Annotated in this window: 18 protein-coding genes; 8 read left to right on the top strand and 10 right to left on the bottom strand. The window is 69.5% G+C overall.

Annotation, left to right across the window (positions count from 1 at the left end; all coding sequences use genetic code 11):
* Position 1: 1 nt before the first annotated feature.
* From NB3_RS07840 to NB3_RS07820, 5 genes are read right to left on the bottom strand one after another with little or no spacing between them, the layout of a single operon-like run.
* Positions 2–880, bottom strand: a complete 879-nt coding sequence (locus NB3_RS07840) for an SDR family oxidoreductase (RefSeq protein WP_067798756.1) — start codon at positions 878–880, stop codon at positions 2–4.
* Positions 877–2,343 (bottom strand): flavin-containing monooxygenase, encoded by a 1,467-nt coding sequence (locus NB3_RS07835; RefSeq protein ID WP_067798753.1) that lies wholly within the window; start codon positions 2,341–2,343, stop codon positions 877–879. The genes NB3_RS07840 and NB3_RS07835 overlap by 4 nt, the downstream gene beginning before the upstream one ends.
* Positions 2,340–3,842 carry an aldehyde dehydrogenase family protein gene (locus NB3_RS07830; RefSeq protein ID WP_067798751.1) on the bottom strand — a complete coding sequence of 501 codons (1,503 nt, stop codon included), beginning with the start codon at positions 3,840–3,842 and terminating at the stop codon, positions 2,340–2,342. The genes NB3_RS07835 and NB3_RS07830 overlap by 4 nt, the downstream gene beginning before the upstream one ends.
* Positions 3,843–3,901: 59 nt before the next feature.
* Positions 3,902–4,954 carry a PDR/VanB family oxidoreductase gene (locus NB3_RS07825; RefSeq protein WP_067798749.1) on the bottom strand — a complete coding sequence of 351 codons (1,053 nt, stop codon included), beginning with the start codon at positions 4,952–4,954 and terminating at the stop codon, positions 3,902–3,904.
* The gene (locus NB3_RS07820; protein ID WP_067798747.1) at positions 4,951–5,844 is read right to left on the bottom strand and encodes a metal-dependent hydrolase; all 894 of its coding nucleotides are present in this window, start codon (positions 5,842–5,844) and stop codon (positions 4,951–4,953) included. Before NB3_RS07820 ends, NB3_RS07825 begins: the two co-directional genes overlap by 4 nt.
* Before the next feature lie 96 nt (positions 5,845–5,940).
* Here NB3_RS07820 and NB3_RS07815 point away from each other — a divergent pair, with 96 nt between their 5' ends.
* Together NB3_RS07815 and NB3_RS07810 are read left to right on the top strand one after the other, a co-directional pair.
* A complete protein-coding gene (locus tag NB3_RS07815) occupies positions 5,941–6,573 on the top strand; it encodes a TetR/AcrR family transcriptional regulator (RefSeq protein WP_067798744.1) in 633 nt (210 codons plus the stop codon).
* Positions 6,574–7,455: 882 nt separating this feature from the next.
* Positions 7,456–8,988, top strand: coding sequence for a flavin-containing monooxygenase (locus NB3_RS07810; protein ID WP_067798741.1), 1,533 nt, complete (start codon positions 7,456–7,458; stop codon positions 8,986–8,988).
* A gap of 28 nt (positions 8,989–9,016) precedes the next feature.
* Here the strand turns inward: NB3_RS07810 and NB3_RS07805 are convergent, their stop codons facing one another.
* The 4 genes from NB3_RS07805 to NB3_RS07790 are packed head-to-tail and all read right to left on the bottom strand — an operon-like array spanning position 9,017 to position 12,314.
* Positions 9,017–9,400: a VOC family protein gene (locus NB3_RS07805; protein WP_067798738.1), complete on the bottom strand. Its 384-nt coding sequence runs from the start codon at positions 9,398–9,400 to the stop codon at positions 9,017–9,019.
* Between the two features lie 34 nt (positions 9,401–9,434).
* On the bottom strand, positions 9,435–10,382 hold the full coding sequence (gene lipP1, locus NB3_RS07800; protein ID WP_067798735.1) for a LipP1 family hormone-sensitive lipase: 948 nt from the start codon (positions 10,380–10,382) through the stop codon (positions 9,435–9,437).
* A gap of 18 nt (positions 10,383–10,400) precedes the next feature.
* Entirely contained in the window at positions 10,401–11,159 is a 759-nt protein-coding gene (locus NB3_RS07795; RefSeq protein ID WP_067798732.1) for a glucose 1-dehydrogenase, read from the bottom strand.
* 27 nt (positions 11,160–11,186) lie between these two features.
* On the bottom strand, positions 11,187–12,314 hold the full coding sequence (locus tag NB3_RS07790; protein ID WP_067798729.1) for an LLM class flavin-dependent oxidoreductase: 1,128 nt from the start codon (positions 12,312–12,314) through the stop codon (positions 11,187–11,189).
* A gap of 218 nt (positions 12,315–12,532) precedes the next feature.
* On the opposite strand from NB3_RS07790, the gene NB3_RS07785 reads away from it, so the two are divergent.
* From NB3_RS07785 to NB3_RS07770, 4 genes are read left to right on the top strand one after another with little or no spacing between them, the layout of a single operon-like run.
* Positions 12,533–13,288 carry a glucose 1-dehydrogenase gene (locus NB3_RS07785; RefSeq protein ID WP_067798726.1) on the top strand — a complete coding sequence of 252 codons (756 nt, stop codon included), beginning with the start codon at positions 12,533–12,535 and terminating at the stop codon, positions 13,286–13,288.
* 14 nt (positions 13,289–13,302) lie between these two features.
* Positions 13,303–15,006 carry a 3-oxosteroid 1-dehydrogenase gene (gene kstD, locus NB3_RS07780; protein ID WP_067798723.1) on the top strand — a complete coding sequence of 568 codons (1,704 nt, stop codon included), beginning with the start codon at positions 13,303–13,305 and terminating at the stop codon, positions 15,004–15,006.
* Entirely contained in the window at positions 15,006–15,737 is a 732-nt protein-coding gene (locus tag NB3_RS07775; RefSeq protein ID WP_067798720.1) for a glucose 1-dehydrogenase, read from the top strand. Before kstD ends, NB3_RS07775 begins: the two co-directional genes overlap by 1 nt.
* A 58-nt stretch (positions 15,738–15,795) precedes the next feature.
* Positions 15,796–16,614 carry an SDR family NAD(P)-dependent oxidoreductase gene (locus NB3_RS07770; protein WP_067798713.1) on the top strand — a complete coding sequence of 273 codons (819 nt, stop codon included), beginning with the start codon at positions 15,796–15,798 and terminating at the stop codon, positions 16,612–16,614.
* Positions 16,615–17,116: 502 nt separating this feature from the next.
* Here NB3_RS07770 and NB3_RS07765 read toward each other — a convergent pair.
* Positions 17,117–18,748: a FadD3 family acyl-CoA ligase gene (locus NB3_RS07765; RefSeq protein ID WP_084485953.1), complete on the bottom strand. Its 1,632-nt coding sequence runs from the start codon at positions 18,746–18,748 to the stop codon at positions 17,117–17,119.
* A 340-nt stretch (positions 18,749–19,088) separates the two neighbouring features.
* On the opposite strand from NB3_RS07765, the gene NB3_RS35800 reads away from it, so the two are divergent.
* Entirely contained in the window at positions 19,089–21,251 is a 2,163-nt protein-coding gene (locus NB3_RS35800) for a pyruvate, phosphate dikinase (RefSeq protein ID WP_084485952.1), read from the top strand.
* Positions 21,241–22,026, top strand: coding sequence for a tyrosine-protein phosphatase (locus NB3_RS07755; RefSeq protein WP_084485950.1), 786 nt, complete (start codon positions 21,241–21,243; stop codon positions 22,024–22,026). The genes NB3_RS35800 and NB3_RS07755 overlap by 11 nt, the downstream gene beginning before the upstream one ends.
* Positions 22,027–22,057 lie beyond the last annotated feature (31 nt).

Below are 22,057 nucleotides of genomic sequence, written 5' to 3'. Positions count from 1 at the left end.
GTCAGGACGGCGTCGTGCGCGCTTCCACCCGGCGCAGCAGGTCGTGCACGCGGCGGTCGCGCGCGAGTGCGCTGTCGAGCACGACATTGACCGCCCCGCGCAGCAGCGCGTAGGGCTCCCATCCGGCCGGTGCGATGGTGCGCGCCGCGCGCCGCTCGATCCCGTCGGCGATGGTCTCGGCCGCTTCCGCCGCCGAGATGCGCACGTTCAACGGCCACGGCAGCAGATCGTCCAGCGCACGGCCGAGGTCGTCGTTGTCGAGGGTGTCGTGGGTCATGCGGGTGTCGACGATGCCGAAATAGGCGATGCCCGCCGACGCGCCGAACGGCGCCAGCTCGACGCGCAGCGCCCGTCCCAGCTGTTCGACCGCGGCTTTGCTGATCATGTACGGGGCGCCCGCCATGCCGGGCGCGAACGCCGCGCACGACGACACCACGACGACATGTCCTTCGGCGGCGACGACGTGGTCCAGCGCCGGGCGCACGGTGTTGAACACGCCGGTGAGGTTGATGTCCATCACCCGGTCGAAGTCGCGCCCGTCGAGCGTGCGCACCGTCGCCGGGCGCGGCACGACGCCCGCGTTGGCCACCACCACGTCCAGGTGGCCGAAACGGTCTGCGGCCCGGTCGGCGACCGCCCGCATCGCCGCGCGGTCGGCGACGTCGGCGGCGATCGCGAGGGTCCGGTCGCCCAGCTGCGCGGCCGCCGTGCCGACGGCGTCCTGGTCGAGATCGACCAAGACGACCGAGGCCTGCCTGCGGTGCAGCTGGGCCGCCAGTTCGCGGCCGATGCCGCGGCCGGCGCCGGTGATCAGCACGACCTTGCCCGCGACCGAATACCCGCGCCGGTCCCGTCCGATCCGGAGCAGGTCGCCGATCATCGGGCCACCTCGTAGGCTTCGGCGTCGAACCGGCTGGTGCGCTGCCGGTATTCGAAACTCCAGTTCGGGTAGAGACCGGCATTGAGCCCGTCGGGAGTCTGGTAGTAGCTCTGACACCCGCCCGTGAGCCATACCGTCGAGGAACTCCGGCGAGCCATCTCCGCGACGAAATCGGCCTGCGCCGCCGGGCGCACCTCGATCCGGCGAGTTCCACTGGTGCGCGCGGTGCGCAGCGCGTCGACGATGTAGGCGATCTGGGACTCGATCATGTAGATGGCGGACTGGTTCCCGGCGGCGCCGAACGGACCGAGCGTGCAGAAGAAGTTGGGGAACCCGGCCACCGCGACACCGAGATAGCTCTGCGGTCGCTCCCGGTACAGCTGCGCCAGTGTGCGTCCGTCGCGCCCGACGTAGCGCTCGTAGGCGGTCGGGATCGAGGTGAAGCCGGTTCCGAAGATGATGGTGTCCACCGCGTGCTCGCTGCCGTCGCGCAGCAGGATCGAATGCGGCCGGACCTCGGCGATGGGCTGGGTGAGCACGTCGACGTTCGGCTGGTCGAGTGCGGGCAGGTAGGTGTCGGAGAAGATGGCTCGCTTGCAGCCGATGACGTAGTCGGGGGTGAGCTTCCTGCGCAGGTCCCGGTCCCGGACCTGCCGCAGCAATTGCAGCCGGCCCAGCGCTTCGTACGGGTGGCGGAAGCGTTGATCGACCAGCGAGATGAGCCCGAACGTCTCGATCGCCGCGTAGAACCCGCCGCGAATCGCGCGTTGCGCCAACGGGATACGACGCAGCAGCCGCCGCTCGAGGTCGAGAGTGCGGCGATCCATGCGCGGGACGATCCATGGCGCCGACCGCTGGAACAGCAGCAGCCGGTCCACCTGGGGCTGGATCTCCGGCACGAACTGCACGGCCGATGCGCCGGTGCCGATCACCGCGACCCGCTCGCCGGTGAGATCGTGGTCATGGTTCCAGTGCAGCGAGTGGAACGACGTGCCCGCGAAGGAATCGATGCCGGGCAGCTGGGGGTACTTCGCCTCGGCGAACAGGCCTGCGGCCGAGAGCAGGAAGTCCGCGGTGAGCGTGCCGCGGGCGGTCTCGATCCGCCACAGTGAACGCTGCTCGTCCCACCGGGCGTCGAGCAGTTCGGCGCCGAAGCGGATGTGCCGGACGACATCGTGCTCGACGGCCACCGAGCGGATGTAGTCGAGGATCTCGGGTTGCCTGCCATAGGTGCGCGACCAGTCCGGATTGGGCGCGAAGGAGTAGCTGTAGAGATGGGACGGCACATCGCAGGCGCAACCGGGGTAGGTGTTGGCCCGCCAGGTGCCGCCGAGGTCGTCGGCGCGTTCGAGGATCACCAGGTCGTCGAAGCCCGCCTCGCGCAGTTTGATCGCCAGGCCGATGCCGCCCAGCCCGGCGCCGACGATGGCGACGGGGGTGTGTTCGATCCGATCGGATGTCACTGGCGTTTCCTTCCGTGCACGACCCCGATGAGCAGGTCGACGATCGTGTCCACGCGTTGATCGCGCCGGAACGTGGTCAGCGGCAGCGGCGACGGGAAGCGCTGGCGCGTAACGGCTTTGGCGTAGGTGAATTCCTTGAGTCCGTCCGGCCCGTGCACGCGGCCGAAGCCGGAGGCGCCGACCCCGCCGAGCGGCAGTTCGGGGATGGTGGCGTGCGCGACGAACGCGTTGATCGAGGCGCCGCCCGCGCGGATACGGTCGGCGATCTCGCGCCCGTTGCGGCGGGCGAACACGGTGCCGCCCAACCCGTAGGCGCAGCGGTTGACCAGTTCGACCGCCTCGTCCATGTCCCTGACCTTGGTCACCGTCAGCGTCGGGCCGAAGGTCTCCTCCGTCACCGCGGCGGCGTCCTCCGGAACGTCGACGAGGATGGTCGGCTGGACGAACTGCCGGTCGATGGCGTCCGGACCGCCGAGCACGGCTTCGGCGCCGCGCGCGAGGGCGTCCTCGATGTGGCGGCGAATGATCGCCAGCTGCTTGGGCATGGTGATGGGGCCGATCTTCGCGTCCGCGCTACCGGCTTCGATCCGGCTCGCCGCCGCCACCAGCTTGGTGAGGAACTCGTCGTAGACCGCGGCGTGGACGTAGACGCGTTCCACGGCCAGGCAGGTCTGTCCCGCGTTGGACAACCCGCCCCACACCGCCGCGTCGGCGGCGGCGTCGAGATCGGCGTCGGCGTCCACGATGAGCGCGTCCTTGCCGCCGCACTCCATCAGCACCGGCGTGAGATTCTCCGCGCACGCGGCCAGGACGAGCTTGCCGGTCGCGGTGGAGCCGGTGAACCCGATCTTGCCGACGCCGCTGCGGCACAGCGCGTTCCCGGTGTCGCCCAGGCCGGTGATCACCTGTAGCACCGGCTCGGCGGGCGCGGTGCGGGCGAACGCTTCCGCGAGCCACAGCCCGACGCCGGGGGTGTACTCGCTGGGTTTGAACACCACCGCGTTCCCTGCGGCCAGCGCGAAGGAGATGGAGCCGAGCGGAGTGAACACCGGGTAGTTCCACGGTCCGATGACGCCGACCACCCCGAGCGGAAGGTATTCGACCGTGGCCGCGTGGTTGAGCGTCAGGATGCTGGACGGCACGGAGCGACGGCCGAGCACCTTCTCGGCGTTGCGGGCGGCCCACCGCAGGTGTTCCAGAGCCATGGCGATCTCGAGTTTCGCGTCGGAGACCGGCTTGCCCATCTCCCGGTGGATGATCCGGGCCAGCTCGTCGCGGCCGCCGGCGATCTCGGCGCGCCAGGCGTCCAGATGCCGAGCGCGTCCGGCGAAGCCGAGATCGCGCCACCAGGTCGCGGCATCGTGGGCGGCGGCGACGGCGGTGTCCACGGCATGGCGGTCGTGGACCGGGTAGGTGCCGACCACCTCGCCGGTGGCCGGATCGCGCACGTCGAAGGTCGACGCGACGGGCGGTGCGGGGGTGCCGGTGGAGACGCTCATCGGGCCGTCTCCCTCGGCCGGCGACGGATAGACAACGTTGTCCCTTTCGTGTGACGGAGTCAGAGATCGACCACGAGGTGATCGCCCGCGGCGCGGGAGACGCAGACCAGCATCTGGTCCCCGCGTTCGGCCGCGGTGAGCGCGCGATCACGGTGGTCCACGGCGCCGGAGACGACCGCGACCCGGCAGGTGCCGCAGAATCCCTGGCGGCAGGAGTAGGGCGTGTTCGGCAGTGCGCGCTGAATCGCGGTGAGCGCTGTTTCGTCGGCCGCGACCCGGACCGTTGTCCCGCTGCGGGACAGGGTGAGGTCGAATTCCGCGCCGTCGACGACCGGGAGGGCGGAGAACCGTTCGGTGTGCAGCGAGGCGGTCGGGTCGAGATCGAACAGGCACCGTTGCGCCGCCTCCAGCATCGGCGGCGGCCCGCACACGTACACGGCCGCACCGGGTTCGGCGCGGGCCAGCAGCGCGGCGACATCCGGCGGGCCGAATTCGTCGTCGGGCCTGATGTCCGCGTCCGGCAGTTCGGCGAGGAACGGCATGGTCTCGCGGGAGCGGCCGGTGTACACCAGGCGTCCACGCGCACCGGCGGCCTCGACCATCGGCAGAATCGGCGTGATGCCGATGCCACCGGCGACGAACAGATACGACGGCGCGTCGACGAAGGTGAACGCGTTGCGCGGCCCGCGAATTCGCAGCCGGTCGCCGACCCGCAGGGATTGATGGATCTCGCGCGATCCGCCGCCCCCTTCGGGAATGAGCCGCACCGCGATGCGATACCGGAACCGGTCGCTCGGGTCGCCGCACAGCGAGTACTGGCGCTGGCGGCCCGAGGGCAGGAAGACGTCCACGTGCGCGCCGGGCCGCCACGCGGGCAGCGGCCCGCCCCCGGCGGCGCGCAGCGTCAGGCTCACCACGTCGGCGGCTTCGCGTTCGATCCCGGTGATCGTGGTGTCGAGGTCGAAGCCGGTGCGGCGCACCGTGTTCGGGCGGGACAGGATCGCGGCGGCGCGTCCGGTGACGAACACCTTCCGGTAGACGTCCATGACGTCGCCGATCAGGCGCAGTCCGGTGGACGCGGAGCGCGCGGTAAGGGCAGGTGATCCGCTCATTGGTGCGCCGCCCGCGCGGCCGGTGAGTGCGCGAGGTAGCGCAGGGCCTTGTCCATCGGCCCGAGCTGGGACGGATGGAAGCCCGGCCGCAGGTAGCGCGGCATCTCGGTGAGGAAGACCGTCCATTTCGGGATGACGCCACGCCGGGTCGCGCTCCAGAACTGAAGTCCCCAGAACCGGCCCTTCTGCGGCGACGGGTCCTTCCGGTACAGGTACGCGGTCGAGACGATGAACAGCGGCAGCAGAGTCGCGCTGGCGAGGATCGCCGTGCGGGCTTTGCGCGCGTAGCTGCCGTCGAGATGCATGAAGGCGTCGTAGACGACGCTGCGGTGCTCCACCTCTTCGGCGCCGTGCCACCGGACCAGGTCCAGCATGGCCGGATGCATGCCCTTCGCTTCGAGGATGTCCGCGTTGAGCAGCCATTCCCCGAGCACCGCTGTGTAGTGCTCCATGCCCGCGAACAGGCCCAGGCGCTCCTTGAGCCACTCCTGCTTGGCGCGGCCGGTCAAGCCGTGGTCGCCGAGGATGCGATCGACCAGCCAGGCGACCTTGCCGACGTAGGAGTCGACGTCGAGGCCGATAGATTGCAGGTGCCTGCGCGCGGCTTCGTGACTGTTCGCGTGCATGGTCTCCTGCCCGATGAACCCCGTCACCTCCTCCCGCAACCGCTCGTCGTCGATGTACGGCAGCGCTTCGGCCAGCGCCTGCGCCATGGCTCGTTCCCCTTCGGGCAGCACCAGGTGCATCACATTGACGATGTGGGTGGCCAAGGCCTCGCCCGGCACGTAGTGCATGGGCACGGAGTCGAAATCGAAGTGGACGTCGCGCGCATGGATGGCATGCGCTTCGTCGTGGTACCGGCGCTGCGTCGCGCCCGCCTGCTCAGCCATGCCACGACCGTACAGAACAACAAATCGCATTGCAATGTTGCAGCAACAAGTCGCTGTGAATGTTGCAGGAGCGGTCGATTTTGCTAGCGTTGGCTCATGCCCACCGCCTCGAAGGCCGCTGCGAGCAGCGAGAACGCCGCCGATACCCTCGTCACCCGGATCTTGGACGCGGCCCTGGTCCTCTTCGAGCAGGTCGGCGTCAAGAAGACGACGATCGAGGAGGTGGCGCGGAAGGCGGGCGTGGACCGGGTGACGGTCTATCGCCACGTCGGTGGCCGCGACGACCTGGTGCAAGCCGTGATCAGCCGGGAAGTGGCCGCCGTGCTCGCCGAGATCACCGAGATCGTGGAGCGCCACGACGAGCTCGGCGATCTCGTCGCCGACATCTTCGTCACCGTGATCACCCGCTGGCGCACGAATCAGCTCGTCGACCGCATGCTGGCGCTGGAACCGGCGCGCGTGGTCCTGAAGCTGACCGTGGACGGCGCCGGCCCGTTCGCGATGTCCGTCCACGCCACCGCCACCGCGTTCGAGCGCGCCGTCGAGCGCGGAATCCTGCCGCCCGCGGCGGATCTGACCATCCGCGCGGAGATCGTGTGCCGGATCGTCCACTCGCTGATCCTCGCCCCGCACGGACTCGCCGAACTCCGTACCGACGAGCAACTCGACGATTTCGCGCGTACGTACCTGGTCCCGGTGGTGGTCGGAGCGAACGCCGTGCCCGGCTGACGGTACGAAGCGCCGGGCCGGTCGTCGCACGAAATGCGCGGTCTCACCCAGGTGCTGAAGCGGGAAGGGGAGGTCATGATTCTGCTCGACGACCTCACCGCCCGCGCGACGGCGTGAGGAGCGGGCGGGCCGGCGCGGCGAATCGGTTCCTGCCGTCCGGCGCGCCTTTCGGCTTCAGTGGCTGAGTTTTCCTCGATTTCGTGTCGAGGGGAGGGCGGCCGATCGATTGTCCAGCGCGCTGTGCGCCAGGACTGCCGCGGCCTCGCCACGGGGGAGTCGGCGCTGGCGGGAGGGGTCGCGGTGTGCGTGTGTGAAAACCCCTGCGCCGCATGTGGTGACGGGTCGTACCTCTTCCTACATGGTCACCGTTCCGCTTCTGCGGTGTCGTCGCACCGCAAGGTGAGTCGATGGCAGCTGGAAGCCTCAGCTGATTCCCGCAGCGCCGCAATATTTTCCAGCTCGATCAGAAGAAGTCGTCGTCCACATGGCGATCACGGGTGTGCCGTTGACCAGCGCCATGTCGGCGCCGTCCTCGTCGGCGCGGCCCGCGGCGTCCCCGCTGCTCCTCGGCCGGGGTCGACGGGAAGCCCGCGATCCCCGCGAGAACACGATGCGGCGTCGACCCGTGAATAGCGAAAAGTGTGCTGGTGGGCGGGTGTGTGAGCGGTCATCGCTGGGTGCCCGGCGGTCCCCGGTCCACCGGGAACGGATCGTCGAGTATCGTCCCGCTGATCGTGTCATGACGTTGATCCCCTGTGCCCCCGTACTTCTGGGTCGTCGCCGTTCCACTCGTACGCACTCGCGATCTTTCCATCCAGAAGGCTTCAGCCAACGAAGAGAGGAGGTAGCTGCACATTGACTGTGTGATGATAAGGAGGCGGGGTGGCGATCGCGCTCACCTGCGAGGTGGCTGTCGTCGGCGCTGGTTTCGGCGGCATCGGGATGGGAGTCGGGTTACGACGAGCGGGGATCACCGACTTCGTGATCTTCGAGCGTGGCGGCGACGTCGGCGGGGTCTGGCGGGACAACACCTATCCGGGGTGCTCCTGTGATGTGCCGTCCCATCTGTACTCGTTCTCGTTCGCGCCCTATCGGAGTCGGCGCATCCGATATCCGCGCCAGGCGGAGATCCTGGCGTACCTGCGCCGGGTCGCCGCCGAGCACGGGCTGACCCGGCATCTGCGGCTGGGTACCGCCATCGGCGAAGCCACCTATCTGGAAGCCGAGAACCGCTGGGAACTGACCACTTCCGACGGCCGGCGCGTCCGCGCCGAGGTGGTGATCTTCGCGGTGGGCCAGCTGCACCGCCCGAACATTCCCGAACTGGACGGCCGGGCGGAGTTCGCCGGCCCGTCGTTCCACTCCGCGCGGTGGGACCATGCCCAGCACCTGCACGGGATGGACGTGGCCGTGATCGGCACCGGCTCGAGCGCGGCGCAGATGCTGCCGACGCTGGCCACGACCGCCCGCCACGTCCGCGTCTTCCAGCGCACGCCGCATTGGGTACTGCCGAAACCGCCCGCCCGTTTCGGGCCGCTCGCGCGAACGGCCCTGCGGCTGCCCGGTGCGCACCGCCTCTACCGCCGCGCCCTGTACTACGGAGCCGATGTCGTCTTGGCGCCGATCATGCACCGGGGTTGGTCGGCGCGGCCCGCCGAATGGGCTGCCCGGCGGTACCTGCGCAGCCGGGTCGCGGACCCTGGCCTGCGGGCGAAACTCACCCCCGACTATCCGATCGGTGGCAAGCGCATCATCTTCGACAGTCACTACTACTCGGCCTTGACGCGCGCGAACGTGGAGTTGATCACCGAGCCGATCACCCGGATCACCCGCGACGGACTGCGCACCGCCGACGGCGCGCACCATCGGGCCGATGTGATCGTCTACGCCACCGGGTTCCGCGCTCCGGAGTTCCTCGTCCCCGTCACCGTGCGCGGGCGCGGCGGAGTGCTGCTGCACGATCAGTGGCGCTCCGGAGCGACCGCGCTGCTGGGCGTGGCGGTTCCGGGTTTTCCGAATTGTTTCCTGATCGCCGGGCCGAACAGTTTCAACCCGGCGGGCAGCAACCCGGGGATGAAGGAGCGTCAGATCGACTACATCATCCGTTGCCTGCGCTGGCGCGAGCGGATCGGCGCGGCCGCGATCGAGGTGACGGAGGCCGCGATGCGCGCACATCAGCAGTGGCTCGAGCAAGCGGTCGCCGGGACGGTGTGGCCCGCCATGAAACCGGGCGGCTGGTACAAACACGACAGTGGGCGCGTCACCAACCCGTGGCCGGCCTCGGCGCGTGCCTTCGAACGCGCATTGCGGCGACCGCCGTCCGAATCATTCCGTGCGGTCCTCCCTGATCCTGTGCTGCCGGACCCGCAGGATGCGACCGTGTCGGAGCCGGCCGCGGGCATCCACTCCGAATGAGCTCGCTCGGCCGCGCCGTAATTCCGCGCTATTCCGGTGTTCCCGGTCGGTCTACCGGAATCGGACCAGGGCTGATCGGTTCGTAGATGGCGATGTGCCATGCGCAGCCGGGTGTCGGCCGGAGGACGGCGCGGCGTTCGTGCGGGCCGATCACCGGCTGCGTCGCTGGAAAGCCACTGGCGCGCAGCCGGTTCAACGTGGCATCCAGGTCGTCCACCTTGATCGCGAGAAACGGATCGTCGTCCTCGCGGTCGGTGCCCGCGAGCATCACGCGGACACCGTTGCTGTCGAACTGGGCCCAGCGGTCGCCGTCGACGACGGTGGGTTCGGCGGCGAGGACGGCCGTCAGCAGCGCCACGGCGGCGGGCAGGTCGTCGGTGGGGTAGGCGGGGCCGATCCGTCGGATCGTCATCGGTGGTTCCTCACAGTGCGTGGGGCGGGCTCGTTCAGCGACGCCGCTCGGCATGAGCGGCCCGAACGGCCGCGTAGGCGGCGGTGTTGGCCCGCACCGCCTCGGGCAGATGGTCGGCCATGCTCATGAATCCGTGGAACATGCCGTCGTAGCGCTGGATGTCGGCCGCCACCCCGGCTTGCCGTAGCCGCTGCCCGTAGTCCTCGCCTTCGTCGCGCAACGGGTCGAACTCGGCGGTGACGATGTGTGCGGGCGGAAGTCCGGCCAGGTCGGCGGTCAGCGGGTTGACATACGGATCGGCGCCGTCGTGCGAGCCCAGATATTGACGCCAATACCAGCGCAGGTGAGCGGCGGTGGTGAAATAGCCGTCGGCGTTCTCGCAGTAGGATTCGGTGGCGCAGGCCGGGTCGAGCATGGGATACAGCAGCAGTTGCCGGGCGATCTCGGGGCCACCGCGATCGCGTGCCAGCAACGCGGTCACGGTGGCGAGGTTGCCGCCCGCGCTGTCCCCGGCCACGACCAGGCAGGCCGGGTCGCCGCCGAGGGATCCGGCGTGGTCGGCGACCCAGCACAGTGCCGTGTACGCGTCCTCGGCCGCCGCGGGGAACCGGTGTTCGGGCGCCTGCCGGTAGTCCACCGACACCACGATCGCCTCCGCGCCGACGGCCATGGCCCGGCAGAACCGGTCATGGCTGTCGAGACCGCAGAGGACGAATCCACCGCCGTGGCAGAACAGCACGATCGGCGGCGGCTGCACCGCCGCGGCGGGACGATAGATCCGGACCCGGATCTCGGGTGCGCCCGGCGGCCCTGGAATCGATCGCTCCGACACCTCGGCGACGGGAATCGGATCGACCACCGGCGCCGGGCGGGCGGCGAGCAGCCGCCGTGCTTCGGCGGCGTCGAGCACGTCGGTGCCCAGTTTCGGGAACGCGGCGCTCGCGGCATCGACGATCGCGCGCGCCTGCGGGGAAAGCGGCATGGCGGCCGGCTCCTTCCGCTACTGCTGGAGGTCCGGCGGCAGGAACTTGCCCGCCGCCAGGCCACCGTCGATCGTCACCTCGGCGCCGGTGATGTAGGCCGAGGCGTCGGAGGCCAGGAATGCGACCAGTTCGGCGACCTCCTCCGGCGTGCCGGTGCGTTGCAGCGGCAGGGAGGGGAAGCTGCCGGGGCCGGTGGTCAGGTACGGCACCATCGGTGTCGCGATCGGGCCCGGGTGCACCGAGTTGACCCGGATCCCGGCCGGACCCAGCTCGAGCGCGGCCGTCTTGGTCAGTCCGCGCAGTCCCCATTTCGAGGAGCCGTAGGCGGAGTGGCCCATCAACCCCTCCAGGCCTGCCTGCGAGGAGATGTTGACGATCGAGCCGCCGCCCGCCCGTGTCATCGGGCCGATCGCCGCCTGGATGCCGCGGAACGGGCCGACCAGATTCACGCGCAGGATGCGCTCCAACTCCTCCGGCGCGGTGTCGGTCAGCGGCTTCGCGGTGTAGATGGCGGCATTGTTCACCAGGACGTCCAGCTTGCCGAACGTCGAGACCGCCGTGCCGACGGCCGCCTCCCAGTCGTCGCCGCGGCCGACGTCGTGGCGGACGAAACGCGCGGCGGCGCCGAGCGATTCGGCCAGTCGCGCGCCTTCGTCTTCCAGCACGTCGGTGATCACCACGCGGGCGCCGCGTGCCACGAACAGCCGCGCCTCGGCGGCGCCTTGTCCCCTGGCGGCGCCGGTGATCAGGGCGACCTTTCCATTCAGGTCAACCATGTCGAACTCCTCGATGTCGGGCGGGGGTCAGCTGTTGCGGAAATGGGGGATGACTTTCTCGCCCCAGTGCCGGATGGTCTCCAGGCAGGCCTCTTGCGGCACGGTGCCCATCTGGATCAGGCAGAGGATCTCGTCGGCGCCCGCGGCCTGCAGCCGCTCGACGTAGGCGATGGCGTCCTCGGGGCTGCCGTAGGCGTGTTCGACGTTGAAGACCGAGGTGGCGCCGGTCTTCAACGGAATCTTGGCCTCGTGCAGGTAGGCCACGTGGTCGTCGGCCGCCTGCTTGATCGCGGCGACTTCGTCCGCGTTCGGGTCCACGGCCTCGTCGGGGGCCGGGCCCGCGCCGTAGTAGTGCTTGATCGACTGCGCGAAGAACCGCTGCCCGCGGGCGCCGATCTGCTGCGCCTTCTCCCGGTCGTCGAGGACGATGGTGGGGCACAGCGCGGCGAAATGATCGTTCACGACGGTGGAGACGAAACGCTCACCGGTGCGCGCGGCGATCGCCTCGTCATAGGTGCGCCGCAGTTCCGCGATCTCCTCCACGCCCGCGAAACCCAGTACGAGCGCGCCGATTCCGTAGTCGGCGGCCATCTTCAGCGTGTCCTTCTTGGTGCACGCCATGAACAGCGGCGGGTGCGGCAACTGCTCCGGCCTCGGCAGCAGCGAATGCGGCGAGACCTGCAAGAGCTCACCGTTGTACTCGAATTCGGCTTCCGGGTCCTGCCACGCCTTGCCGATCATGCGCAGCGACTCCTCGACCTCCTGATAGGTGCGCTCGGGGTCGACGCCGCACATGGAGGTCTCCACCGGCGTCGCGCCGCGGCCCGCGCCGAGGTTGAGCCTGCCGCCGGACAGCACGTCGAGCATCGCGGCGCGTTCGGCCGCGCGCACGGGGTGGTTGAAGTTGAACGGCATGCACACCACGCCGTGCCCGATCCTGATCCGCTCGGTCTTGGCGGCCACCCAGGTCAAGAAGACCTCGGGGGCGCTCATGTGCGCGTACCACTTCAAGCCGTGGTGCTCGACCGCCCAGACGGTGTCGAATCCCATCTGATCGGCGAGCACCGCCTGCTCGACACAGTCGCGCAGCACCTGGTGCTCGTGCTCGCGCGAGGGGTTGGCCATCTGGGCCTCGAAGATCATCGAGAACTTCATCCGGTCTCCTTGTCGATCGCCCGATCGGGCGTTTCCGGTTACGTCGGGGGTGACTCGTCCCGCTGCGGGGCGGTCGGAAGCTGTATGCCTAATCGAAATATGACCGGTGGAACTTCTCAGGTCAGGAGCTAGTCCCGGTGGCCGGGACGCTCCGGTGCCGCGCCCCGACCGGCGTCTTAGCGTCGGTGCGAAGCGACGGTCAGAGAGGACGGGAATCGGTGGGACAACTCGACGGCAAGGTGGCGCTGGTCACCGGTGGGGCGCGGGGGATGGGCGCCGAGCACGTGCGGCAGTTCGTGGCCGAGGGCGCGCGGGTGGTGTTCGGCGACGTGCTCGACCAGGAGGGAAAGACCCTGGCCGCTGAGCTGGGTGACGCCGTGCGCTACGTGCACCACGACGTGACCAGCGAAGCCGAGTGGTCCGCGGCGGTGTCGGAGGCGGTGACCCACTTCGGGCGGTTGGACGCACTGGTGAACAACGCGGGCATCCTGCGGTTCCTCCCGATCGCCGAGATGACGGCTGCGGAGTTCACCACGATCATGTCGGTCAACGTGACCGGCACCTGGCTGGGCATCAAGACCGCCGCACCGGCGCTCGCCGCGACCGGAGGCGGTTCGGTCGTGAACGTCTCCTCGGTGGAAGGGTTCGTCGGCGCGGCCGGCCTGTCCGCCTACAGCGCGAGCAAGTTCGCGATCCGCGGCATCACCAAGTCGGCCGCCCGCGAATTGGGCCACCAGGGCATCCGGGTCAACTCGCTGCACCCCGGCGGCATCGCCACGCCGATGACCGCTGCGGTGTCGGGCGCGTCCGGCGTCGACGGAGACGGCTTCTTCGCGAGCCTGCCGATCCCGCGCTGGGGGCAGCCCATCGAGGTCTCGCATGTGGCGGTGTTCCTGGCCTCGGACGCGGCCAGTTACTGCACCGGAGGCGAATTCGTGGTCGACGGCGGCATGCTCACCGGCTGCGGCTACTGACGGGAAGCGACGCGATGACTCAGGAATTCGAATTCGACGTGGTGGTTGTCGGTTCCGGCGCCGCGGGCATGACCGCCGCGCTGACCGCGGCCTACCGTGGCCTGTCGGTGACGCTGATCGAGAAGAGCCGCGCGTTCGGCGGCTCCACCGCGCGCTCCGGCGGCGGCATCTGGATCCCCAACAACCCGGTGCTGCAACGCGAAGGCGTGCCCGACAGCCCCGAACTGGCCCGCACCTATCTCGCGGCGGTGGTCGGCGACCGGGTTCCGGAGGCCAGACAGCGGGCCTTCCTGGAGCGCGGACCGGAGATGATGCGCTATCTCGGCGCCCGCAGCAAATATTGGGAATTCGTCTACGACCGCGGCTATTCCGATTATCACCCGGAGTTCCCCGGTGGTCTCGCCCAAGGGCGAAGCATCGAACCTGCCCCGCTGGACGGACGGCTGCTCGGCGGCGACCTGCACAAGATCAACCAGCCGACCATGTCGGGCCCCAAGGGCATCGCCTTCACCGTCAGCGACTTCCACGATCTGAACATGATCGCACGCACCTGGGCAGGCAAACGCACCGCGATCAAGGTCGGCATCCAGGCGGTGGGAAACAAGCTGCGCGGACGGCTGCCGTTGAGCCTCGGCAAGGCGCTCGCGGCGCGCTTGTGGCTGTCGCTGCGCGACGCCGGGGTGCCGGTGTGGCTGAACACGCCGCTGACCGAACTGATCACGGAGGGCAACGCCGTGGTCGGCGTACGCGCCGAGCACGACGGGACACCCGTGGTGATCAAGGCGCGCCGCGGTGTGGTGCTGGCGGCGGGCGGGTTCGAACACAACCTGGACATGCGCCGTCAGTACATGAGCGGCCCCCAGTCCACGGACTGGACGGTGGGGGCCACCGAGAATGTCGGTGAGGGCATCGTCGCCGGCCAGAAGGCCGGTGGCGCAGTCGATCTGATGGACGACGCCTGGTGGGGCCCGTCCGTGCGCAATCCCGACGGGCCGCCGTTCTTCTGCCTGGCCGAGCGCTCCCAGCCCGGCGGCATCATGGTGAACCACGCGGGCGAGCGGTTCGTCAACGAATCGGCCCCGTACGTGAACGTGGTGCACACGATGTACGAGCAGGAAGCGGCCGGTGTCGGGCACATCCCGGCGCATTTCATCATGGACCAGCGGTTCCGGGACCGGTATCTGTTCCTGGGCAACTTCCCGAAACGTCCGCTTCCGCAGAAGTACCTGGATGCCGGAATCATCCGGCAGGCCGACACTTTGGCCGAACTCGCCGCGAAGATCGGCGTGCCGCCCGCCGCGCTCGCCGCGACGGTGGAACGGTTCAACGGCTTCGCCCGCGCCGGTCGCGACGAGGACTTCCGCCGCGGTGATTCCGCGTACGACCGGTACTACGGCGACCCGACCGTGCGGCCGAATCCTTGTCTGGCGCCGCTCGAGCAGGGCCCCTTCTACGCCGTCGAGATGGTGCCGGGTGATCTGGGCACCAAGGGCGGCCTGGTCACCGACGAGCACGCGCGCGTCCTCGACAGCGACGACCAGCCCATACCCGGCCTGTACGCGGCCGGGAACAACTCGGCCTCGGTGATGGGCAACGACTACGCGGGCGCGGGCGCGACCATCGGTCCCGCCATGGTGTTCGGCTACATCGCCGCCGGTCACCTCGCGGACAACCAGCCGACCGCGCAGCGTGCGCAGACATCGGAAGGAGCGCGTTGATGGGACGCGTCGACGGCAAGAACGTGATCGTGACCGGCGGCGCCAGGGGGATGGGCGCGGCCTTCGCGCGGCGGCTGGTCGCCGACGGCGCCACCGTGGTGATCAGCGACGTCCTGGTGGACGACGGCGTGGCGCTCGCCGCCGAGCTGGGCGACGCGGCGACCTTCCTCCCGCTCGACGTCACCGACGAGTCGGCGTGGCACGACGCGGTCACGTTCGCCGAGAAGGTCTTCGGGCCGGTCTCGGGCCTGGTGAACAACGCGGGCATCGTGCACGTCGATCCCATCGAGCGGCTGGCGGAAGCCGATTTCCGCAAGGTGATCGACGTCAACCAGGTCGGGGTCTTCCTCGGCATGAAGGCCGTGCTCGGGTCGATGCGCCGGGCCGGAGGCGGCTCGATCGTCAACATCTCCTCGATCGGCGGCATCATCGCCTTCTCCAACATCCTCGGCTACACCGCGTCCAAATGGGCCGTGCGCGGCATGACCAAGACCGCCGCGCAGGAGTTCGCCGCCGACAACATCCGCGTCAACTCGGTGCACCCTGGCGTCGTTGTCACCGAGATGACCGCGGATTCCGCGCGCTCGCAGGGCATGTCGGGCAACCAGCCGATCCGCAGGGCCGGCCGACCTGAGGAACTGGCGAACCTGGTGCTGTTCCTGATCAGCGACGAATCGAGCTTCAGCACCGGCTCGGAATTCGTGGCCGACGGCGGCTACACGTGCCTGTGAGGACATCCGGCAGGGCGACCCGGCGGACCGACCACCGAGCGAGACAAGGAAATCGACTGTGAAGAATTTCGAGGGCAGGACCGCGGTGATCACCGGCGCCGGCGCGGGCATCGGCCGGGCGGTGGCGATCGAACTCGCCCGCCGCGGTGCCCGGCTGGCGCTGTCGGGCCGCAACGTGGACAACGTCGCCGAGACCGCGGCGCTGTGCGGCAAGGAAGGCGCGCAAGCCCGCGCGTACAAGCTGGACGTGACCGACCGGGATGCGGTATACCGCCACGCCGACGAGGTGGCCGGGGATTTCGGCCGGATCAATCTGGTGGTCAACAACGCCGGAGTCTCGCTGACGGCGAACGTGGAGGAACTCAGCTGGGCGGACTTCGAATGGATCGTCGGCATCAACTTCTGGGGCGTCGCCTACGGCACCAAAGCGTTCCTGCCGCATGTCATCGCCTCCGGTGACGGCCACATCGCGAACGTGTCGAGCATGTTCGGGTTGGCCGCCTGCCCCAGCCAAGGCGCCTACAGCGCGACGAAATTCGCCATCCGCGCCTTCACCGACGCGCTGCGGCAGGAGATGACCATCGCCGGGCACGCGGTCGGCGTCAGCAGCGTGCACCCGGGCATGATCAAAACCGACATCGCCTGGAAGGCACGGGCGGGCGGCGACCGCGACCGCGACGCCCTGGCCGCCAACTTCGACCGCCTGGCCAAGACCACCCCCGAGCACGCCGCCCGCGTCATCGTGAACGGCATCCGCAAGAACAAGGCGAAAATCCTGATCGGCACGGACGCCCACGTCATCGATTGGCTGCCAAGACTTTTCGGTGCCGGATATCAGAAGATCCTCACCGCCCAGATGAAGAACGAGGTCGCCTGACAGCGCGTCCGGCGGTGGCGACAGCGCCCCGCCGGACGCACTCAGTCGTCGTCCTCGATCAGCAACAGACAGCTCGCCTCCAGGTGCACGACGCACTCGCCCGGGCGATGCAGACGGTGGATATACCTCAGCTCGCGCGCGTTCGAGCGTCAGGTCGAGTAAATGGACCTGGCACATGAATTCGGCAAGCATGCGCGGCGGCGGTCTACGGTCAGGTGGTCGCCTTCCTCGAACTCACGGGGAACGCGGCTGCGCGCCTGAGTCCGGAGCTGAAAGGGCAATTCGTGGCGATCTGCTGGATCGGGCAGATTCTGGCGCGGATACCGGACCCGAAGCCTGGCTATATCGCGCCGTGGGAAGCAGTTGCCCGAGTGGCAGAAGAAGACCGATATCGGGATTTTCGAAGCGATTGAGCGCCGAGTGGAAGTCTCCGGGTCCACCGCCGCCTCGTAGGGCACACCCAACGGGCACCTTTGTAGGCGTGGGCAGGTCTCTGAAGTGCTCAGGACTGAGACCCCTGCGAGCGCAGGACGCGCTTGAGGACCTTGCCGCTGGCGTTTCGCGGTAGTGCGGCTACGACCTCGATGTGGCGGGGGGTCTTGTATCCGGCCATGCGGGTGCGGGTCCACGCGATGATCTCTGTGGGGTCGAATTCGGTGGGGTCGTGGGGGACGACGTAGGCGTGGGCGACCTCGCCGAGACGAGCGTCGGGGACGCCGACTACCGCGGCCTCGGCTATATCGGGGTGGGTGCGGAGGATTCGCTCGACTTCGGCGGGGTGGACGGTGAATCCGCCCACGATGAACGTATCGGTGCGGCGGTCGGTGATGCGGAGGTAGCCGTCGGTGTCGAGGGTCCCGATGTCGCCGGTGTGCAACCAGCCACCCGAGTCGATGGCGGACGTTGTCGCGGCGGGGTCGTCGAGGTAGCCGCGCATCACGTTGGGGCCGGAGATCACGATCTCGCCGGGTGATCCGACCGGTACCGGTCGTCCGGAATCGTCCACGATCCGAATCCGCACGCCGGGCAGCGCCTTTCCTGCGGTCTCGGCGAGGAGTCTCGCGGGGGAGTCGGGGGTGCAGACCGTGGCGATGCCGGTGGATTCGGTCAACCCGTAACCGGTGAAGACCTTTTCGGCGCCCAGTTCTCGGCGGATTCGCTCCACCGATTCGGTCGGCACACTCGAACCACCCGTGCCCGCCAGGCGCAGGGAACTCAGATCGCGGCCGACTGGACCGCCGTGCGCGAGCAGGTCGTGGAAGAGGGTGGGAGGACCGGTCAGCACGGTGATCCGGCGGCGCTCGATCACATCGAACACTTGCTCCGGCTCGAATCGGTCCATCGGCGCCATGGCGGCGCCGCGCAGCAGGCACGCGATGATCCCCGCCTTGTAGCCGAAGGTGTGCGAGAAGGGATTGACCAGCAGATATCTGTCATCGCCGGACAGGGTGACCGCATCGGCCCAGTGGCTGAACGCCTCGATGGTCTGCCGGTGGGTGGACGGCACGCCTTTCGGTATTCCGGTGGTGCCGGAGGTGAAGAGGATGTCGGAGACCGAATCCGGGTGTACGGACCGGGTCCGGGCACATGCTTCTGCGACGGATACTTCGTCGCCGAGCGCAAGAAAACGCGACCATGAGAAATACTCGGACGTCTCGTCGAGCAGGACGGTGGTCCGCAACTCGGGCAGCGGGTGCCCGGTCTGACGCAGCATTTCCGGGTAGTCGACGCCGAGAAACGCACCCACGGTCAGGAGCATGCGACAGCGGCTGCGGGCGAGGATGTCGGCGGCCTCCGGCCCGCGCAGGCGGGTGCCGATGGGCACGAGCGTGGCGCCCGCGCCGAGCACGCCGAGCGCGGCGACTATCCATCGCGGGGTGTTGGGCGCCCAGATCGCCACCCGGTCACCGGGCCGCACCGATCGCGCCAGCACCGCCCGGGTGACGCGCTGCGCCGCCACGGCGAGTTCGGCGTAGGTCAACTGCCCCTGCGGCGCTAGCACCGCGAGCCGCGCGCCGTCGCGGCGTGCCCGCTCGGCCAGCACCGCCGGAATCGTCGCGGAGTCGTGCTGCGGACGGTCGGGCGCGGCAGCAGATCCTGATCCGAGCCCACCGGCCGCCCGCCGTCGATCCATGCCCCGATCGTGCCGCACCGGCAGCTCGATACGGTCCGATCGCCGCCGGACATCCCGCTGACCGGGAACCCGATCCCGGTCGAGAGATCGCGCAGCGCGGCCCCGTGCACCGGTGCGGCGCTGCGCACCGAGGGCGACGACCGGCAGCTTCGGACAGCGGGCCGGCCGGCTCGTGCGGTGCCGGTCGTCCTGCTCACCGGGACCACGGGTACGGCAGGTGACCGGCGGCGCGGCAGGCTCGAATCGAGCGACAGGTGTGCGCCGCGGTTCCCGCCGGGCACGGTCCGTCGCAGGAGATCCGAATCGCGCTGGAGCGCAGCAGTGATTGCTAAGGAGTGACATGACGGCCGGAGCAGAGCTAGTGGAGCGAAACGACGAGGCAGCGGGCGCGGGGCCGGTCGTCGAACTCGACGGCGCCTGTTCGCTGTCCCGGGACCGCATCGGCGGGAAGGCGTGGAGCGTCAACCGCATGCGCGCACTCGGCCTGTCGGTGCCGCCCGCGTTCGTCATCACCATCGACGGCTGGGCCGACTTCTCGACGCGCGGGGAGATCGGCGATGACATCTGGCACGGTGTCCGAGCGGGCATCGCCGCCCTGGAGCGCGGCACCGGACGTGTCTTCGGCTCCGGCACCCGCCCGCTGCTGGTATCGGTCCGCTCGGGCGCCGCGGTGAGCATGCCCGGGATGATGGACACGGTGCTGAACCTCGGCATGAACGAGGCGGTGGCGCGAGCGCTGGCCGCGGAGACCGGGAACCCGGGCTACGCGGCCGACACCCGGGAGCGGTTCCGCACCCAATATCGCGAAACCGTACTGGGTGACCCCGCCGGTGCGGTGCCGGAGGATCCCTGGGAGCAGTTGCGGGCGGCCATCAGCGCGGTGTTCCGGTCCTGGGATTCGCCTCGGGCGCAGACGTATCGACGCAATCGCGGTGTGTCCGGAACCTTGGGCACCGCCGTCACCGTTCAAGCCATGGTCTTCGGCAACCTCGATGACAAGTCCGGCACCGGCGTGCTGTTCAGCCGGAACCCGAACACCGGGGAACGCGCGCTGTTCGGCGAATGGCTGGTCGGCGGGCAGGGGGAGGACGTGGTGTCCGGCCGGACCACTCCGCGACCGCTCGACGAACTGGCGACGCTGCTGCCCCGGGTGCACGCCGAACTCGTCGCGGCGGCCGACCTGCTGGAACGCGACGGCCGCGATATCCAGGACATCGAGTTCACCGTCGAATCCGGCGCCTTGTGGCTGTTGCAGTCGCGGCCCGCCAAGCGCTCGGCGCGCGCGGCCGTGCGCGCCGCGGTGGCGATGGCCGAGGAAGGGCTCATCGGCGCCGACGAGGCACTGAAGCGGGTCACCGCCGAACAGGTGCGCACCGTGCTGCGTCCGGCGACCGGGGAGTACAGCGGGACACCGATTGCTCGCGGCGAAGCGGCGTGTCCCGGCCTGGCCTCGGGTGTCGTCGTCACCGATCCGCACGAGGCCGAGCGCCGCGCGGAGACGGGCGAGGACGTGATCCTCGTCCGCCCGACCACCAGCCCCGACGACCTGCACGGCATGATCGCCGCCAAGGCGATCGTCACCGAATTGGGCGGAGCCACTTCGCATGCCGCGCTGGTCGGCCGTGAGATCGGCAGGCCGTGCGTGGTCGGGTGCGGCCCCGGTGTCGTCGCGGCACTGGCCGGTCGGGTGGTGACCGTGGACGGCGGCGCGGGCACGGTCTGGCCGGGCCGGGTCGAAGGCAAACCCGTGGATGCCGCCACCCTCGCCGACGTCGCCCGATTGGCCGGGTGGGCGGGCACCGACATCGACGGGTTGGCGACCTGGCTCGACGCGCGGGCGACGGACGTCTCGGCGAAGGCGCACGCGGCAGCACCGGCGACGGTGACGGAGATTCCCGACCTCGATCTGCTGCGGCTGATCGGCATCAAAGGCCGGGCCGCTCACGACGCGCTGGCCGCGAGCGTAGGCGCGCCCACCGAGACCGTCGCCGCTCGATGCGAAGAACTGGTGGCCGGGGGCTGGTGCGCCGCGACACCGATCGGCGTGCGGCTCACCCCGGACGGCCGCCGACACCTGGACGGCCTGCTGACGCTGGAGCGACGGGCAGTCGATCGGGCCGCGATCGCCTCCGTCTATGCCGAATTCTGCGAGTTCAACGGTGTGTTGAAAGAAATCGTCACCGCATGGCAGATGAAGGACCCCGCCACCGTCAACGACCACGCCGACGCCGAATACGACGGTGCGGTGCTGACCAGGCTGACCGATCTGCACCATGCCGTGCAACCGCTGCTGCGGCGGATCGGCGACGTCGCGCCGCGGCTGGCCCGGTACTCCACCCGCTTCGCACAGGCGATCGAGCGGATCGCCGCCGGTGATCACGCATGGGTCGCGCGACCCGTGCTCGACAGCTACCACACCGTGTGGTTCGAACTGCACGAGGACCTGATCGGACTGTGCGGCCTGAACCGCGCCGACGAGGCGGCGGCCGGCCGTGCCCACTGACATCACGGGCGAATCCACCGCGCCACAGGAACGCTGGGTCGAGTTCGCCCAGATCGATAATGTTCGCGACCTGGGCGGGCTTCCCGTGCGGGGCGGGGGCGCCACTCGTTTCGGGGTGGTCTACCGTTCCAGCACGCCGCAGAATCTCACCGAGTCCGACCTGGCCAAACTGCTCGGGCCGATCGGTCTGCGCACCCTGATCGATCTGCGGCTGCCCGACGAGGTGGAGCGCGAGGGCTACGGCCTGCTGGCCGGCGCCGACGTGCGGCGGGTCTGCCTGCCGGTGCGGAAATCGCCGCGATCCTCGCTGGCCGCGCGGGATCTGGTGCCCGATTCCAGCCGGGTGGATCTGGTGGACCTGTACGAGAAGCTGCTGGCGGGCAGCGCCGACTCCATCGTCGCGGCGGTACGCCTGGTCATCGACTCGGGTAGCCATTCGGTGCTGTTCCACTGCGCGGCGGGCAAGGACCGCACCGGCGTGCTGGCGGCGGTGCTGCTGGACGCGGTGGGCGTGCCGCCGGAGGCCATCGCGGCCGACTACGCCCTGACCGGTGAACGCATGCACCGCGTCCGCGACCGGCTCGACGCGCTCCCCTCCTACACCGGGCTGCCCCCGGTGAGCACCGGCATTCTCGGCGTCGAGGCCGAGGTGATGGGGCGTTTCCTCGCGAAACTGTCCGCTGACCACGGCGGCGCGACGGAATGGTTGCTGAGCAGCGGGCTCACCACCGAGGAATTGGTGCGACTGCGTGAAGTGCTGATCGCGCCGGAGTAGGAGATCGCTGTCGCGGCATCCTCTCCTGCTC

The sequence above is a fragment of the Nocardia beijingensis NBRC 16342 genome (assembly GCF_001612785.1).
Classification (GTDB): domain Bacteria; phylum Actinomycetota; class Actinomycetes; order Mycobacteriales; family Mycobacteriaceae; genus Nocardia; species Nocardia beijingensis.
The sequence above is the reverse complement of the archived record's forward strand: the minus strand, read 5'-3'. Positions and strand labels throughout refer to the sequence as shown.